This window comes from Streptomyces sp. NPDC001549 (genome assembly GCF_042894025.1).
Taxonomy (GTDB): domain Bacteria; phylum Actinomycetota; class Actinomycetes; order Streptomycetales; family Streptomycetaceae; genus Streptomyces; species Streptomyces kutzneri.
In genome coordinates, this window is record NZ_JBIAVJ010000001.1 from 192633 (window position 1) to 208242 (window position 15610).

Genomic DNA, 15610 nt, shown 5'->3' on the forward strand with positions numbered 1-15610 from the left:
TGTACTCCTGTGCTGGGACTACGAGTTGCTGTGATTGACAGGTCAACCCTCGCTCCGGGCGCAGCCGTACAGTAGTGGCTGGAATGCCAGCAATCCGGAGATTCGAGCCATGACGATCACTCCCCCGCACCGCGTCGCGGTCATCGCGTGCCCGCCGGTCACCACCTTCGACCTGTCGATCCCGGGGGTGGTGTTCGGCGCGACGAGCATCGGTGAGCAGCCTGCGTACGAGGTGACGGTCTGCACGCTCGTCCCCGGCGTGGTGCAGGCGCGGTACGGCACGGACGTCGTGGTGCCGCACGGCCTGGAGGCGGCCGAGGGGGCCGACACCGTGATGGTCACGGGGACGGCCGACCGGGAAGGCCCCGACCCCCGGGTACTGGACGCGCTGCGGGCCGCCGCCGCACGGGGCGCTCGCATCGCTTCCATCTGCACGGGTGCCTTCGTCCTCGCGCAGGCGGGTCTCCTGGAAGGCCGCCGCGCCACGACCTTCTGGTCGGCGTCCGAGGAATTCGGGCGGCTCTTCCCGGAGGTCGACCTCGTGCCCGCCGTGCTGTTCGTCGAGGACGGCAGGGTGCTGACGTCGGCGGGCATGTCGGCCGGGATCGACCTGTGCCTGCACCTGGTGCGCCGCGACTACGGCGCCGCCGTCGCGAACACCACGGCCCGTCTGGTCGTGGCGGCCCCCGTACGGCCGGGCGGCCAGGCCCAGTTCATCGAGACCCCGCTCCCGCCCGAGCGCGGCACCTCCCTGGCGGCTACCCGCGCCTGGGCGCTGGCCCGCCTGCACGAGCCGACGACCCTGGCCGAGCTGGCCCGGCACGCGGGCACGAGCACGCGCACCCTGACCCGCCGCTTCCGCGCCGAAACGGGCCTCAGCCCCCTCCAGTGGCTGCTGCACCAGCGCCTGGACCGCGCCTGCGAGATCCTGGAGACCACCACCCTCCCGATGGACCAGGTGGCGGCCCGGAGCGGCCTCGGCACGGCGGACTCCCTCCGCACCCACCTGACCCGCCACACGGGCCTGACCCCGAGCGTGTACCGCGCCACGGCGCGGGCCCGACGGCCGTAGAGTCGAGGGGCGGCCGAAGCCAGTTGCGTTGGCTTCGGCCGCCCCTCATCCCCTCATCCCCTCGTCCCGGTCAGGCCGCCCGCCGGCGCAGCCACCAGGAGCAGAACCCGGCCAGCAGGCCGGACAGCGCGAGGAAGATCCCGGTCTCGATCCACTGGAAGGTCCAGTAGCGGTCGGCGGGCTGGTAGTCGACCGCTATGTGGTGCTTCGAGGTGGCGAAGCACTCGAAGGGGTCGGTCTTGGGATCCGCGCATCCCTCGGCACCACGGACCTCCTGGCCGGCGGAGTCGAGCACCACACCGAGATCGGACACGACCCAGACGCCGGGTCTGAGCACCCCGACCCGCAGGTGGGCGTCGTCCCCGGAGCCCTTCAGCTGGACGTGGTTCGCGTTCCAGCCGTCCTTCATCGCACCGGATTCCTCGCCGCCGCCGACCGGCGCCATGACGAGGGAGCTGAGCGCGACGTCGGTGTGCTCCGGCGCCGCGAAGTGCGGGCGGATCGCGAAGGGCACGAGGATCTGGACGGCGAGGAAGGCGACGAGGGTCGCGGCCATCGCGGGCACGGTGCGCCGGATCAGGAGTCCGGCCGAGGCGCCGAGGGTGAAGGCGAACGCCGCGTAGCCGAGGGGGACGATCGCACGGCCGCTGAACATGAGCGGGGTGAACCGGTCCAGGTTGACGCGGTCGATGGGACTCGCCCACCAGGTCACCAGGAGGCTCAGCACCCCGGTGACGGCGACGGCGATCAGGCCGACGCCCCCGAGCTTGACCAGGAGCCAGCGGCCGCGGGTGATGCTCTGGTTCCAGATGAGCCGGTGGGTGCCGGTCTCCAGTTCGCGGGCGATCAACGGGGCGCCCCAGAAGATCCCGATGATGCCGGGCACGGCGAGCAGCAGGCTCGTGACGTAGTAGGTCAGGGTCTGGTACTCGACGACCAGGGCGTTCCTGGCCCTTCCGCAGTCGCTGCCGCAGCCGGCGACGGTGCTGTCGTAGACCTCGCGCATCTGGAGGCCGGTGACCACGAGGAATATCGCGAGCGCGGCCAGGACGGCGAGCGCGGCGAGGGTCTGGACGCGGTACTGGCGCCAGGTCAGCCAGATCATCGCTGGTTCTCCCGGGTGGGTCGGGGGCCGGGCCCGGCCGCGGACTGACTCATGTAGGTGAGGACGAGGTCCTCCAGGTCGAGCGGCTCCATGACCCAGGAGGGGTCCTGGACCGCCTTGTCGGAGCGCACGATGAACGTGCTCTGCCGCTCGGTGTGCGTCTCCTGGATGACCTGCATGCCCCGGGGCATGGTGGCCGCCTCGCGGCGGGCGGTGGTGAGCCGGAAGTGGGTGGCGAGCAGGTCGTCGACGTCGCCCGTGACCTGGACGCGGGAGGCGACCAGCGAGATCAGGTGGTCGCAGACCCGTTCCAGGTCGGACACCAGGTGCGAGGAGAGCACGACGGTGGTTCCGTGTTCGGCCACGACCTCCATCAGGCTCTGCAGGAACTCCCGCCGGGCCAGCGGGTCCAGGGCGGCGACGGGCTCGTCGAGGATCAGCAGCTCGGGCCGTTTGGCCACGGCGAGGGTCAGCGCCACCTGGGCGCGCTGGCCGCCGGAGAGCTTGCCCGCCTTCTGGGCGGGGTCCAGGCCGAGCTGCCGGATCCGGTCCTGCGCCAGCTGCGCGTCCCAGCCCGGGTTGAGCCGGGCGCCCAGCTTCAGGTGGTCGGCGATGGACAGCCCGGCGTAGGTGGGGGTGTCCTGGGCGACGAACCCGACCTTGGCGAGCTGCTCGGGCCCGGTCGCGGGCCGGCCGCCGAGCACCTCGATGGTGCCGGAGGTCGGGCCGATCAGCCCGCAGGCCAGCTGCAACAGGGTCGACTTCCCGGCCCCGTTGGGCCCGACCAGACCGACGACCCGCCCCGACGGCACACTGAGGGTGCAGTCGCTCAGCGCCTCTTTGCGGCCGTACCGCTTGCCCAGCGCGCGGGCTTCCAATATGGCGGTCATTTCTCCTCTTCGGTGTGCGGGTCCGTGCCGGTGCGGGCGCGGAAGGTGCTCAGGAACAGGGCCTCGATGCTCTCCTCGCCCAGCCCGGCGGTCCGCGCCCTGTCGAGCCACAGCTGCAACTCCCGGCGCAGCGGCTCGTGCTCGGAGAGCGAGTCGTCGCTGAGCGTCCCGGAGATGAACGTGCCGACCCCGGGCTTCTTCGCGACCAGGCCCTCGTACTCAAGCTCCCGGTAGGCCTTGAGCACGGTGTTCGGGTTGATCGCCACACTGACCGCGACGTCCTTGACGGTCGGCAGCCGGTCCCCCTCGGACAGCAGCCCCAGCCGCAGGGCCTGACGCACCTGGTGGACGAGCTGCATGTACGGAGCGACGCCGGACCGGGCATCGAGGTGAAACTCGATCACTGTCCTCCTCTATTCATCTAGCTTCCTAGCACTATAGGACTCTACGTATGCGGTCACTGTCAACCACCCCCCGAGGGAGCGGAGTTGCCCATCCCCTGGGCTATTCGGTATTGCTAGGTACCGGTAGTCAGCGTTACGGTGTACCAGTACTCAGCAACACCGAATAGCTCAGGGAGGAGGTGTTCCATGCCCAAGCTGGTGACGGAAATGCTCAAGGGCACGCTGGAGGGCATCGTCCTCGCGACCCTGTCCGGCCGGCCCGCGTACGGCTACGAGATCACGGCATGGCTGCGGGAGCAGGGGTTCTCCGACATCGCCGAAGGGACCGTCTACGCGCTGCTCATCAGGGTCGAGAAGCGCGGTCTCGTCGACGTGGAGAAGGTCCCCTCCGAGAAGGGACCGCCGCGCAAGGTGTACTCCCTCAACGCCGAGGGGCGGGAGTACCTCGAAGAGTTCTGGAGGACCTGGAGCTTCCTCACGGAACGACTGGACCAGCTCCGCGAAGGGGGCGAGTAACGATGTCCGATGGTGAGAAGAGCGGTTTCATCGCGAAGGTGATCGGGCCGAAGAAGCGCTGGAGGGCGTACAAGGCGCGCGTCAAGGAGCTCCCCGAGAGCCGGCGCACGGCGGTCGAGGCGATCGAGCGGTACCTGATGCACTTCGTGCCGGCCGACGGCGACAGCAACGCGTCGATGTTCGAGGACCTCGCCGACCTCTTCGAGCAGGCCGCGGCGGAGGGAACGCCGATACGCGAGATCGTCGGGGAGGACCCGGTGGAGTTCGCCGACGCGTTCGCCCAGAACTACTCCGAGGGTGGCTACGTCCCGGCCCGCGCGAAGAAGCAACTGACCGAAGCCCTCACCCGCGCCGAGGAGGCCGAGGAGGCCGAGGAGGCCGGAGACACGGCATGACGGCGTTGTGACTCCTCCCCCTCGTGAACGAGGGGGCTTCTCGCTATGCCGGTGGGGCTTTGCGACGGACCAGCCCGGCCCGTAGAACGTTGAGCGCGCCCACCGTGTCCGCGTGCGCCTGGTGGCCGCACGAGACGCAGTGGAACTTTTCCTGTGTGGGCCGGTTCTCCTTGTCGACGTGCCCGCATTCGGGGCATGTGCGGGAGGTGTTGCGGGGGTCCACGGCGATCACTTCCCTGCCGGCGCTTTCAGCCTTGCTCGTGAGGATCGTCAGGAACACCCCCCATCCGGCATCCGAGATCGAGCGGTTCAGTCCGGCCTTCGCCTCCGCCCCATTGGGCAGGAAGCTGCCCGGCGTCTCTGGGTCGGTCTTCGGAGCGGGTGCCTTGACCATGTTGCGGATCTTGAGGTCTTCGTGCGCGATGAAGTCGTGCTGTCGTACGAGGTCAAGAGCGGTCTTGTGCGCGTGGTCGAGCCGCTGGCGACGGACCTTGCGGTGCAGGGCGGCAACGCGTTCGACGGCCCGGCGGTGGTTGGCGGTGCGCTTGTCGCGGCGGACCCGAGGGAACCTGCTGAGAGCCTGCTGTGCGGCTTCGAGCTTCGCGGCTGCCTTGCGGCCGTGGCGGGGATTGGGAACGAGCTCGCCATTGGAGTCGGCGAGGAAGTTGGCTATGCCCATGTCGATGCCGGCCACGCTGCCGGTCGCGGGGAGCGGTTCGGGCTGCGCCTGCTCGGCGGTCAGCACGACGAACCACTTGCGGCCCTCGCGCTTGACGCTGACGGTCTTGACCTTGCCGACGACGGGCCGGTGCTGGTTGACCTTGACGTGCCCGACGCCTTGGAATCGGACACGGGTGACGGGGTCGTGCGAGGTGGAGTCCCAGCGGCAGCCGTCCCCGTCCTTGGGGAAGTCCACCGTGTCGAACCAGTTGACGCCCCGGAAGCGCGGATGGCCCGGCGTATCACCGGACTTGACCCGGCGGAAGAACGCGGCAAACGCCTTGTCGAGACGGCGGAGCGTCGCTTGCTGACTGGAGAACGACCACCGGCCGTGACGCTCCGGGGCAAACGCCCGGATCTCCTTGAGCTGCGCGGACTGCTGCCCGTACTTGATGCTCGTCTTCGAGGCGTGCCGGTAGGCATCGCGGCGTTCCTGCAACGCCCCGTTGTAGAGGCCGCAGTGATCCCGCAGCATCTCGCCGAGTGTGATCGCCTGACCCACGGTGGGCCGCATGAGGAACTTGTACGCACGGATCACCCAGCCCACCCCCTTCCGAGTAGGTTCGCCTGACCACAATACGCTTGGTGGATGTCACCGCGCTGGGAACCAGACCTTGATATCCGCCGAGGAAACCATGTCATCCACAACCTCCACGCTCACTTGGTGTTCGTCACCAAGTACCGGCGCGAGGTCTTCAACGACGCCATGCTGACCCGCTGCGAGGAGGTCATGCGGGACGTGTGTGTGAAGTTCGAGGCCGAGCTGAAAGAATTCAACGGCGAGGGCGACCACGTGCACCTGCTGGTCCACTACCCGCCGAAGATCGCCCTGTCCAAGCTGGTCAACAGCCTGAAGGGGGTCAGCTCCCGATACCTGCGCGCCGAGTACACCGGCCGGATCAACCGGATCGGTACGGGGTCCGCCTTCTGGGCACCCTCATACTTCGCCGGGTCCTGTGGCGGGGCACCGCTGAGCATCGTCAAGGACTACATCGAGAACCAGAAGCGACCAGCCTGACCGTCACGACGGAGGCGCAGAGAACTCCGGCGCCTCGCGCCTCCGGCCCGAGGATCGCATTCCCGCCCGGCCTGAAGGCCGCGATTCCCTGCGAAGATCAAGAGATGGACCGGCATGGTGCCGGTCGACGACACGGCCCTGGCCGCCACCGACACCGGCGGGCCCGGCACACCCGTGGTCTACCTCAACGGCCACTTCGCCACCCAGAGGTACTGGCGGCGGGTCATCGCCGACCTGGGTCCCCGGTGGCGGCACATCACCTACGACGAACGGGCCCGCGGCAGGAAGTCGCAGCGCTCGGCCGACTACTCCTTCGAGGCGGCCGTCCGGGACGTCGACGCCGTGCTCGCGGCCAGGGACGTGGACCGGGCGCTGGTGGTGGGCTGGTCCTACGGGGCGTTCGTCGGGGCCCACTGGGCGAGCCGCAACCCGGACCGCGCCCTCGGTGCGGTCCTGGTGGACGGCACGCAGCCGTACGACTGGCTCACCGAGGAGATGGAGCAGGGGATCCGCAGGTTCTTCAAGCGGGTGGGCTGGCTGATGCCACTGCTTCGCCCGACGGGCCTGACCCCGCGGATGACCGCCGAAGAGATGGCCGACAGCAACATCGAGGTCGGCCGGCTCGCCCGCGAGCGCGAACTGGGTCCCGTACTGGACGACATCACCGTCCCGGTGCGGTACGTCCTGGCCTCGGGAACGTCCTTCGGGAGCAAGGGCGACGAGCAGGAACGCATCCGCGCGGGCCTCGACCCGGTGTTCGTGCGCAAGCCGAACATCCAGCTCAGCGCGAAGGTACCCAGCAACCACGGAGCGATCCTGAGGAAGGACGCCCCGGCCGTCGCCACAGCCGTACGCGAGGTCGCCGCCCTGGCCGACGACGAGCGCCGGCGCCCATACCGTGGAGGCCATGGAGTGGACCAGTGAGTCGATGCCGTATCTGACCGCGCGCCCGCCCGGCGCGGCGGACGCCTGGACGGAGGAGGCTGCGGAGGCCGGGCGGCGGGGCGGTCAGCGCATCCTGCACGCGGGAGAAACTGCAGCCCCCGCCGCCGTCGCCGTCATGCTCGGCCTGGCGGCCGGAAGCACGGTCGTGGTACGCCGCAGGATCATTGAACTCGATGGCGAGCCGACGGAGTTGACGGACACCTACTATCCCCCGGACATCGCTGCGGGAACCCCCCTGGCCGGCACGGCGAAGATCCGCGGCGGCGCCGTGACGCTGCTGGCCGCCCTCGGGCACGTCGGCGTACGGGTCGTCGAGCACGTGACGGCGCGGATGCCACGTGAGGAGGAACGTGAGCAACTTCGCCTCGGCGCGGGCGAACCGGTGCTCCGCCTGGCCCGCACCACCTACGACGCGGCGGACCGCCCCGTCCAGGCGGACGTGATGCTCATGCCGGCCGGGCGCCAGCAGCTGCGCTACGAGATCAGGCTCGCTCCTTCAGAGCCCGGATGAACGGATCCCATGCGGCTGCCGGAAACACCAGCACCGGACCGGCACCCGCGAGCTTGGTGTCCCGGACGGGGACGACGCCGGGGAGGTCGTCGGAAACCTCTACGCAGTTGCCACCCTCGGCGTTGGTGTAGGAGGACGTCCGCCAGGACAGGCCGTTCACGTCTGCGCGCATCTCGCGTGCTCCTCCGCCACCGACTCAATCAAGGTCAGGGACACCTCCGGCGACAGTGCGGCAGCCCTGGCAAGATCGTATGACCTCCAGTGGCGCCGAACCAGTGCCGGACAGTCGAGCAACTGCCCTGCGTGAGGTCCCTCGGTGTACGCCACATCGGGAGCGTCGGCGAACTGCATGATCCGCACGGATGCGTCCAGGACGCCATGCGCTCCGGCGGAGAACGGCACTACCTGCACGGTGATCCGATGGGTCCGGACACACGACGAGATATACCGCAGCTGAGCGGCCATCACAGCAGGCCCGCCGACCGCCGTCCGCAGCACCGCCTCGTGCAGGACGACCCAGACCTCGGGGGTCTCCGGATCGCCGAGGAGCCGTGAGCGCTCAACGCGTGCCGAGACCAGTGTGTCGACGTGCTCTGCCAGGGCAGTGGGACTAGCGGCCCGAATTACGGCGCGCGCGTAGTCCCCTGTCTGGAGCAGCCCGGGAACCAACGTGGGGCCATAGTCGAAGATGGCCGTCGCCAAGCGTTCCAGCTCGGCCGCCTCGGCAAAGTACTCGACGTACTTCGACTTGAACGCCTTGGCCAGGCGAGTGAAGTAGTCCCCGGTGCCGAACACCCTGTCGATCAGCTCCGCGATCTCCGGCCGCAGCCGCCGCGTGCCGCACTCCATCTGGCCGACGTACGCGCCACTCGTGAAGATCCGCTCGCCCAGGCCCTCCTGGGTCAGCCCGGCCGCTTCCCGGTGGCGCCGCAGTTCCTCGCGGGCGAACTCCTCCGGTGTCTGCGCCCCGCTCAGATCCTTCTGCTTGGCCACGAGCCAACTCCCCGGTTCCGCAGTGCCCTTGCTCCGCGAAAAAGCGTAGTCCCGACCAGGTCGGTGAAACATCGGAACGGATTGATACGACTACCCAACGCCACAGGCCGCTGTCAGTGCCGCTGGTTAGCGTGGTCGGTGTCAGTCGGAACCGAAGACACCATGGGGGACCACATGAAGCAGACACACGGGCGCGGCAAGGCCGCCGCGATCGGCGCACTGGCCGCGGCACTCACGCTGACGCTGGCGGCCGGCACGGCCCAGGCCTCGGTGGGGGGGCGAGATCGTCGGGTACCCCGGGCCTGACGGGCTGATCTGGATACCCGAGCAGGCCGGCTCCAGCGGCTTCGTCTCGGGCGGCCTCTCGTCCCGGCTGGACACGTTCATCACCTTCGGCTGCGCGGGCGGCGGCACGATAGAGGTGGCCTTCCACCTCGACGACCACCCGGACCGCGACCCGGCGCCCTTCACGGTCGACTGCCCCGAAGGCGACCCGGCGCGCGTCACCGTTCCCCTCGGCACCGGCCTCCAGGGCGGCTTCGGGGCCTGGGTGACGGCCTCGGCCCCGTCCACCCGCTGGGGCGCCACGGTCGTCCAGCCCGAGTAGCCCCGAACACGCCACAGCGCCCGCCACCCCTGGTCGGGGACGTGGCGGGCGATGTGTCGGGAGTTCCGTACGCCGTTGTACGGACCGTATGAGGGGTCCCTCCCCCGGAGGGGAGGGGGGTACTGCTACGTCAGACGGTCAGAGAACGATCCGTCGGCTTGACCGGGTACGGGAGGGCGCTGCTGCCGGTCAGGAAGCGGTCCACGCCGCGGGCGGCCGAGCGGCCTTCCGCGATGGCCCAGACGATGAGCGACTGGCCGCGGCCCGCGTCGCCGGCGACGAAGACGCCGTCCACGTTGGTCGCGTAGGAGGCGTCGCGGTCGATGTTGCCGCGCGGGTCCAGCTCCAGGCCGAACTGCTGGACCAGGCCGTTCGCCTGGTCGGTGCCCGTGAAGCCCATCGCCAGGGTGACCAGCTGCGCGGGGAGGACGCGCTCGGTGCCGGGCTTCTGGACGAGCTTGCCGTCCTCGAAGGCGACCTCGATCAGGTGCAGGGACTGGACGTTGCCGTCCTCGTCACCCTCGAAGTGGGTGGTGGAGACGGAGTAGACCCGCTCGCCGCCCTCCTCGTGGGCCGAGGTGACCTTGTAGAGCATCGGGAAGGTCGGCCAGGGCTGGTTGGCGTTCCGGTCCTCGCCCGGCTTGGGCATGATCTCCAGCTGCGTGACCGAGGCCGCGCCCTGGCGGTGGGCGGTGCCCACGCAGTCCGCGCCGGTGTCGCCGCCGCCGATGACGACCACGTGCTTGCCCTCGGCCGTGATGGGGGGCGCCATGAAGTCGCCCTCCTGCACCTTGTTGGCGAGCGGCAGGTACTCCATCGCGAAGTGGATGCCGTTCAGCTCGCGGCCCGGGACCGGCAGGTCGCGGGAGACGGTCGCGCCCGCCGCGATGACCACCGCGTCGAACCGCTTGCGCAGGTCCGTGGCGGTGAGGTCGCGGCCGATCTCGATGCCGGTGCGGAACTTGGTGCCCTCCGCGCGCATCTGCTCGATGCGGCGGTTGATGTGCACCTTCTCCATCTTGAACTCGGGGATGCCGTAGCGCAGCAGGCCGCCGATGCGGTCCGCGCGCTCGTACACGACCACGGTGTGGCCGGCCCGGGTCAGCTGCTGGGCGGCGGCGAGGCCCGCCGGGCCCGAGCCGATGACGGCGGCCGTCTTGCCGGACAGCCGCTCCGGCGCCTGCGGGGTGACGTCGCCGTTGTCCCACGCCTTGTCGATGATCGAGACTTCGACGTTCTTGATGGTCACGGCGGGCTGGTTGATGCCGAGCACGCACGCCGACTCGCAGGGGGCCGGGCACAGCCGCCCGGTGAACTCCGGGAAGTTGTTCGTCGCGTGCAGGCGCTCCGACGCGGCGGTCCAGTCCTCGCGGTACGAGAAGTCGTTCCACTCCGGGATCAGGTTCCCGAGCGGGCACCCGTTGTGACAGAACGGGATGCCGCAGTCCATGCAGCGGCCGGCCTGCTTGCTGATGATCGGGAGCAGGGAGCCCGGGACGTAGACCTCGTTCCAGTCCTTCAGCCGGTCGGCGACGGGACGGGTACAGGCGGTCTCGCGCGGGGTGGTGAGGAAGCCCTTCGGGTCAGCCATGGGTCGCCGCCTCCATCATCTTCTCCGTGGTCTCGGATTCCGAGAGTCCGGCGAGCTCAGCGGCGTCCTTGGCGGCGAGCACTGCCTTGTACGTGGTGGGGATGATCTTGCTGAAGCGGTCCACCGCGACGGACCAGTCAGCCAGGAGCTTCGCGGCCACGGTCGAGCCGGTCTCCTCCTCGTGGCGGCGCACCACATCGTGCAGCCACTGCTTGTCGGTGTCGGACAGGGCCTCGACGGCGCCCGCGTTGCCGACGTTGACGTTGTGCGGGTCGAGGTCGATGACGTACGCGACGCCGCCCGACATACCGGCCGCGAAGTTGCGGCCCGTCTCGCCCAGGACGACCGCCTGGCCACCGGTCATGTACTCGCAGCCGTGGTCGCCCACGCCCTCCGAGACGACCAGCGCGCCCGAGTTGCGGACGCAGAAGCGCTCGCCGGTGCGGCCGCGCAGGAACATCTCGCCGCCGGTGGCTCCGTAGCCGATGGTGTTGCCGGCGATGGTGGAGTACTCGGCGAGGTGGTCGGCGCCGCGGTCGGGGCGGACCACGATGCGGCCACCGGAGAGGCCCTTGCCGACGTAGTCGTTGGCGTCGCCCTCCAGGCGGAGGGTGATGCCCTTCGGCACGAAGGCGCCGAAGGACTGGCCGGCGCTTCCGGTGAAGGTCAGGTCGATGGTGTTGTCGGGCAGGCCCGCGCCACCGAACTTCTTGGTGACGTGGTGGCCGAGCATGGTGCCGACGGTCCGGTTGATGTTCCGGATCGAGACCTGGGCGCGGACCGGGAGGGCCGCCTCGGCGGTCTCGGCGTTCAGCGCGTCGGCGGCGAGCTCGATCAGCTCGTTGTCGAGGGCCTTCTCCAGACCGTGGTCCTGCTCGATCAGGGCGTGGCGGACCGCGCCCTCGGGCAGCTCCGGCACGTAGAAGAGCGGCTCCAGGTCGAGACCCTGCGCCTTCCAGTGCGTGACGGCCTTGGTGGTGTCGAGGAGCTCGGCGTGGCCGACGGCCTCCTCGATCGTGCGGAAGCCCAGCTCGGCGAGGATCTCGCGCACCTCCTCCGCGATGTACTCGAAGAAGTTGACGACGAACTCGGGCTTGCCGGAGAAGCGGTCGCGCAGGACCGGGTTCTGGGTGGCGATGCCGACCGGGCAGGTGTCCAGGTGGCAGACGCGCATCATGACGCAGCCGGAGACGACGAGCGGCGCGGTCGCGAAACCGAACTCCTCGGCGCCGAGCAGCGCGGCGATGACCACGTCGCGGCCGGTCTTGAGCTGGCCGTCGGTCTGGACGACGATCCGGTCGCGCAGCCCGTTGAGCAGCAGGGTCTGCTGGGTCTCGGCGAGGCCGAGCTCCCAGGGGCCGCCCGCGTGCTTGAGCGAGGTGAGCGGGGAGGCGCCCGTTCCGCCGTCGTGGCCGGAGATCAGGACGACGTCCGCGTGGGCCTTGGAGACACCCGCGGCGACCGTGCCCACGCCGACCTCGGAGACCAGCTTCACGTGGATGCGGGCGACCGGGTTGGCGTTCTTGAGGTCGTGGATCAGCTGAGCCAGGTCCTCGATGGAGTAGATGTCGTGGTGCGGCGGCGGGGAGATCAGGCCGACGCCCGGGGTGGAGTGGCGGGTCTTGGCGACCCACGGGTACACCTTGTGGCCGGGCAGCTGGCCGCCCTCGCCGGGCTTGGCGCCCTGCGCCATCTTGATCTGGATGTCGTCCGCGTTGACCAGGTACTCCGAGGTCACGCCGAAGCGGCCGGAGGCGACCTGCTTGATGGACGAGCGCCGCGCCGGGTCGTACAGGCGGTCCGGGTCCTCGCCGCCCTCACCGGTGTTGGACTTGGCGCCCAGCTGGTTCATGGCGATGGCGAGGGTCTCGTGCGCCTCCTTGGAGATGGAGCCGTACGACATGGCGCCGGTGGAGAACCGCTTGACGATGTCGGCGACCGACTCGACCTCGTCGAGGGAGATGGCTTCGCGGTCGGCCTTGAAGCCGAACAGGCCGCGGAGCGTCATCAGGCGCTCGGACTGCTCGTTCACCCGGGCCGTGTACTGCTTGAAGATGTCGTACCGGCGGTTGCGGGTGGCGTGCTGGAGGCGGAAGACCGTCTCCGGGTCGAACAGGTGCGGCTCGCCCTCACGGCGCCACTGGTACTCGCCGCCGATCTCCAGCGCGCGGTGCGTGGCCGCGATGCCGGAGACGGGGTACGCCTTGGCGTGGCGCGCGGCCACCTCCTTGGCGATGACGTCCAGGCCGGCGCCGCCGATCTTGGTGGCGGTGCCGTTGAAGTAGGTCTCGACGAACTCGTCGTTCAGGCCGACGGCCTCGAAGACCTGGGCGCCGCGGTAGGAGGCGACGGTGGAGATGCCCATCTTGGACATGACCTTCAGGACGCCCTTGCCGAGCGCGTAGATCAGGTTCTTGATGGCCTGCTCCGGCTCCAGGCCGGACAGGAAGGTACCGGCGCGCAGCAGGTCCTCGACGGACTCCATGGCGAGGTACGGGTTGACCGCGGCCGCGCCGTAGCCAATGAGCAGGGCGACGTGGTGGACCTCGCGGACGTCACCGGCCTCGACCAGCAGACCCACCTGGGTGCGCTGCTTGGTGGCGATGAGGTGGTGGTGCACAGCGGAGGTGAGCAGCAGCGACGGGATCGGTGCGTGCTCGGCGTCCGAGTGGCGGTCCGAGAGGACGATCAGGCGGGCGCCGTTGGCGATGGCCGCGTCGGCCTCGGCGCGGATCTCCTCGATCCGGGCGGCCAGGGCCTCGCCGCCGCCGGAGACCCGGTAGAGGCCGGAGAGCGTGGCGGCCTTCATGCCGGGCATGTCGCCGTCGGCGTTGATGTGGATGAGCTTGGCCAGCTCGTCGTTGTCGATCACCGGGAAGGGCAGCGTGACGCTGCGGCAGGACGCGGCGGTCGACTCCAGCAGGTTGCCCTGCGGGCCGAGCGAGGACAGCAGCGAGGTGACGAGCTCCTCGCGGATGGCGTCCAGCGGCGGGTTGGTGACCTGCGCGAAGAGCTGGGTGAAGTAGTCGAAGAGCAGCCGGGGGCGCTCGGACAGGGCCGCGATCGGGGAGTCCGTACCCATGGAGCCGAGCGGCTCGCCGGCGGTACGGGCCATCGGCGCGAGGATGACGCGCAGCTCTTCCTCGGTGTAGCCGAAGGTCTGCTGGCGGCGGGTGACCGAGGCGTGGGTGTGCACGATGTGCTCACGCTCGGGCAGGTCCGACAGCTCGATCTCGCCGGTCTCCAGCCACTCCGCGTAGGGGGCGGCGGCGGCCAGCTCGTTCTTGATCTCGTCGTCCTCGATGATCCGCTTCTGGGCGGTGTCGACGAGGAACATCTTGCCGGGCTGCAGGCGGCCCTTGCGGACGACCTTGGCCGGGTCGATGTCGAGCACGCCGACCTCGGAGCCGAGGACGACGAGCCCGTCGTCGGTGACCCAGTAGCGGCCGGGGCGCAGACCGTTGCGGTCGAGGACCGCGCCGACCTGGGTGCCGTCGGTGAAGGTGACGCAGGCCGGGCCGTCCCAGGGCTCCATCTGCGTGGAGTGGTACTTGTAGAACGCGCGGCGGGCCGGGTCCATGGAGGTGTGGTTCTCCCACGCCTCCGGGATCATCATCAGCACGCTGTGCGGGAGGGAGCGGCCGCCGAGGTGGAGCAGCTCCAGGACCTCGTCGAAGGAGGCCGAGTCGGAGGCGTCCGGGGTGCAGATCGGGAAGATCCGGTCCAGGACGCCGTCACCGAAGGCCTCGGAGGCCAGCTGGGACTCGCGGGCCTTCATCCAGTTGCGGTTGCCCTTGACCGTGTTGATCTCGCCGTTGTGCGCGACGAAGCGGTACGGGTGGGCGAGCGGCCACGACGGGAAGGTGTTCGTGGAGAAGCGCGAGTGGACCAGGGCGACGGCCGAGGCGAAGCGGCGGTCGGAGAGGTCCGGGAAGAAGGGCTCCAGCTGGCCGGTGGTCAGCATGCCCTTGTAGACGATGGTGCGGGCGGAGAGCGACGGGAAGTAGACACCGGCCTCGCGCTCGGCGCGCTTGCGCAGCACGAAGGCCTTGCGGTCCAGCTCGATGCCCGTCGTCCCGTTGGAGACGAACAGCTGCGAGAAGGCCGGCATGGTGGCGCGGGCGCCGTTGCCGAGCAGGTCCGGGGTGACCGGGACCTCGCGCCAGCCGAGGACCGTGAGGTTCTCCTCGGCGGCGATGGCCTCGATCTGCTCCACGGCGACGGCCTGTGCGGTGCCGTCGGCGGGGAGGAAGGCGATTCCGACGGCGTAGCCGCCGGCCGCGGGGAGCTCGAAGCCGGCCACCTCGCGCAGGAACGCGTCGGGGACCTGGCTGAGGATTCCGGCGCCGTCGCCCGAGTCCGGCTCGGAGCCGGTCGCGCCGCGGTGCTCGAGGTTCCGCAATACGGTCAGGGCCTGCTCAACGAGTGTGTGGGTGGCCTCGCCGGTGAGGTTCGCCACGAATCCGACGCCACAGGCGTCCTTCTCGTTGCGCGGGTCGTACATGCCCTGCTGGGCGGGGCGACCGTCCATGGGCGACCAGGCGGTGGTGCTGGGGCCGGTCGCGGAGTGCGTGGATGCGGAACGCATCGGCTCTCCCGTCGTCGTCGTGGCATATGTGCATAGCCGAGGGACGACGTTGGCCCTCTGCGAAATTTCGTGCAGATTACATGATGACGACAATCCCGAGAAGCGGATACGCCATTCCAGCATGCGGACTGCGCGAGGCAGAAAGAGGGGACTTTCGCGGCGCTCTACGGAGGTATCGCGCGAGGCGGAGGTCCCGGTGCAGGGCGGGCATCGTTGCCCGGAGCCCTGGTGTGATTCCCGGCGGACACGGATTCG

16 protein-coding genes are annotated in these 15610 nt (G+C 69.7%); 8 read left to right on the top strand and 8 right to left on the bottom strand.

Annotated features, from left to right (window positions below; genetic code table 11):
• The first annotated feature begins 109 nt into the window (after positions 1-109).
• The gene (locus ACFY04_RS00930) at positions 110-1072 is read left to right on the top strand and encodes a GlxA family transcriptional regulator (RefSeq protein ID WP_389113603.1); all 963 of its coding nucleotides are present in this window, start codon (positions 110-112) and stop codon (positions 1070-1072) included.
• A 70-nt stretch (positions 1073-1142) separates the two neighbouring features.
• Here the strand turns inward: ACFY04_RS00930 and ACFY04_RS00935 are convergent, their stop codons facing one another.
• The 3 genes from ACFY04_RS00935 to ACFY04_RS00945 are packed head-to-tail and all read right to left on the bottom strand — an operon-like array spanning position 1143 to position 3471.
• Positions 1143-2177, bottom strand: coding sequence for an ABC transporter permease (locus tag ACFY04_RS00935; protein WP_389113604.1), 1035 nt, complete (start codon positions 2175-2177; stop codon positions 1143-1145).
• Positions 2174-3067, bottom strand: a complete 894-nt coding sequence (locus ACFY04_RS00940) for an ABC transporter ATP-binding protein (protein ID WP_389113605.1) — start codon at positions 3065-3067, stop codon at positions 2174-2176. The genes ACFY04_RS00935 and ACFY04_RS00940 overlap by 4 nt, the downstream gene beginning before the upstream one ends.
• The gene (locus ACFY04_RS00945; protein ID WP_389113606.1) at positions 3064-3471 is read right to left on the bottom strand and encodes a GntR family transcriptional regulator; all 408 of its coding nucleotides are present in this window, start codon (positions 3469-3471) and stop codon (positions 3064-3066) included. The genes ACFY04_RS00940 and ACFY04_RS00945 overlap by 4 nt, the downstream gene beginning before the upstream one ends.
• 186 nt (positions 3472-3657) lie before the next feature.
• Between ACFY04_RS00945 and ACFY04_RS00950 the strand changes: the two genes are divergently transcribed.
• Entirely contained in the window at positions 3658-3987 is a 330-nt protein-coding gene (locus tag ACFY04_RS00950) for a PadR family transcriptional regulator (RefSeq protein WP_389113607.1), read from the top strand.
• Positions 3988-3989: 2 nt separating this feature from the next.
• Positions 3990-4382 carry a DUF1048 domain-containing protein gene (locus ACFY04_RS00955; RefSeq protein ID WP_389113608.1) on the top strand — a complete coding sequence of 131 codons (393 nt, stop codon included), beginning with the start codon at positions 3990-3992 and terminating at the stop codon, positions 4380-4382.
• Positions 4383-4425: 43 nt separating this feature from the next.
• On the opposite strand, the gene ACFY04_RS00960 is transcribed toward ACFY04_RS00955, so the two are convergent.
• Positions 4426-5640, bottom strand: a complete 1215-nt coding sequence (locus tag ACFY04_RS00960) for an RNA-guided endonuclease InsQ/TnpB family protein (protein ID WP_389113609.1) — start codon at positions 5638-5640, stop codon at positions 4426-4428.
• 51 nt (positions 5641-5691) lie between these two features.
• On the opposite strand from ACFY04_RS00960, the gene tnpA reads away from it, so the two are divergent.
• The 3 genes from tnpA (at position 5692) to ACFY04_RS00975 (ending at position 7576) form a co-directional block, all read left to right on the top strand.
• Entirely contained in the window at positions 5692-6120 is a 429-nt protein-coding gene (gene tnpA, locus ACFY04_RS00965; RefSeq protein ID WP_389113610.1) for an IS200/IS605 family transposase, read from the top strand.
• 114 nt (positions 6121-6234) lie between these two features.
• Positions 6235-7044 carry an alpha/beta fold hydrolase gene (locus ACFY04_RS00970; protein WP_389113611.1) on the top strand — a complete coding sequence of 270 codons (810 nt, stop codon included), beginning with the start codon at positions 6235-6237 and terminating at the stop codon, positions 7042-7044.
• Positions 7028-7576, top strand: a complete 549-nt coding sequence (locus ACFY04_RS00975; protein WP_389113612.1) for a GntR family transcriptional regulator — start codon at positions 7028-7030, stop codon at positions 7574-7576. The genes ACFY04_RS00970 and ACFY04_RS00975 overlap by 17 nt, the downstream gene beginning before the upstream one ends.
• Here the strand turns inward: ACFY04_RS00975 and ACFY04_RS00980 are convergent.
• On the bottom strand, positions 7548-7748 hold the full coding sequence (locus ACFY04_RS00980; protein ID WP_389113613.1) for a DUF397 domain-containing protein: 201 nt from the start codon (positions 7746-7748) through the stop codon (positions 7548-7550). The genes ACFY04_RS00975 and ACFY04_RS00980 overlap by 29 nt on opposite strands.
• Positions 7733-8569, bottom strand: coding sequence for a helix-turn-helix domain-containing protein (locus ACFY04_RS00985; RefSeq protein ID WP_389113614.1), 837 nt, complete (start codon positions 8567-8569; stop codon positions 7733-7735). The genes ACFY04_RS00980 and ACFY04_RS00985 overlap by 16 nt, the downstream gene beginning before the upstream one ends.
• Before the next feature lie 174 nt (positions 8570-8743).
• On the opposite strand from ACFY04_RS00985, the gene ACFY04_RS00990 reads away from it, so the two are divergent.
• The gene (locus ACFY04_RS00990; RefSeq protein WP_389113615.1) at positions 8744-8875 is read left to right on the top strand and encodes a hypothetical protein; all 132 of its coding nucleotides are present in this window, start codon (positions 8744-8746) and stop codon (positions 8873-8875) included.
• Between the two features lie 115 nt (positions 8876-8990).
• Positions 8991-9176 carry a hypothetical protein gene (locus ACFY04_RS00995; protein ID WP_389113616.1) on the top strand — a complete coding sequence of 62 codons (186 nt, stop codon included), beginning with the start codon at positions 8991-8993 and terminating at the stop codon, positions 9174-9176.
• A 130-nt stretch (positions 9177-9306) separates the two neighbouring features.
• On the opposite strand, the gene ACFY04_RS01000 is transcribed toward ACFY04_RS00995, so the two are convergent.
• Positions 9307-10767 (bottom strand): glutamate synthase subunit beta, encoded by a 1461-nt coding sequence (locus ACFY04_RS01000; protein ID WP_389113617.1) that lies wholly within the window; start codon positions 10765-10767, stop codon positions 9307-9309.
• Entirely contained in the window at positions 10760-15298 is a 4539-nt protein-coding gene (gene gltB, locus ACFY04_RS01005; RefSeq protein ID WP_389113904.1) for a glutamate synthase large subunit, read from the bottom strand. Before gltB ends, ACFY04_RS01000 begins: the two co-directional genes overlap by 8 nt.
• Positions 15299-15610: the final 312 nt, after the last annotated feature.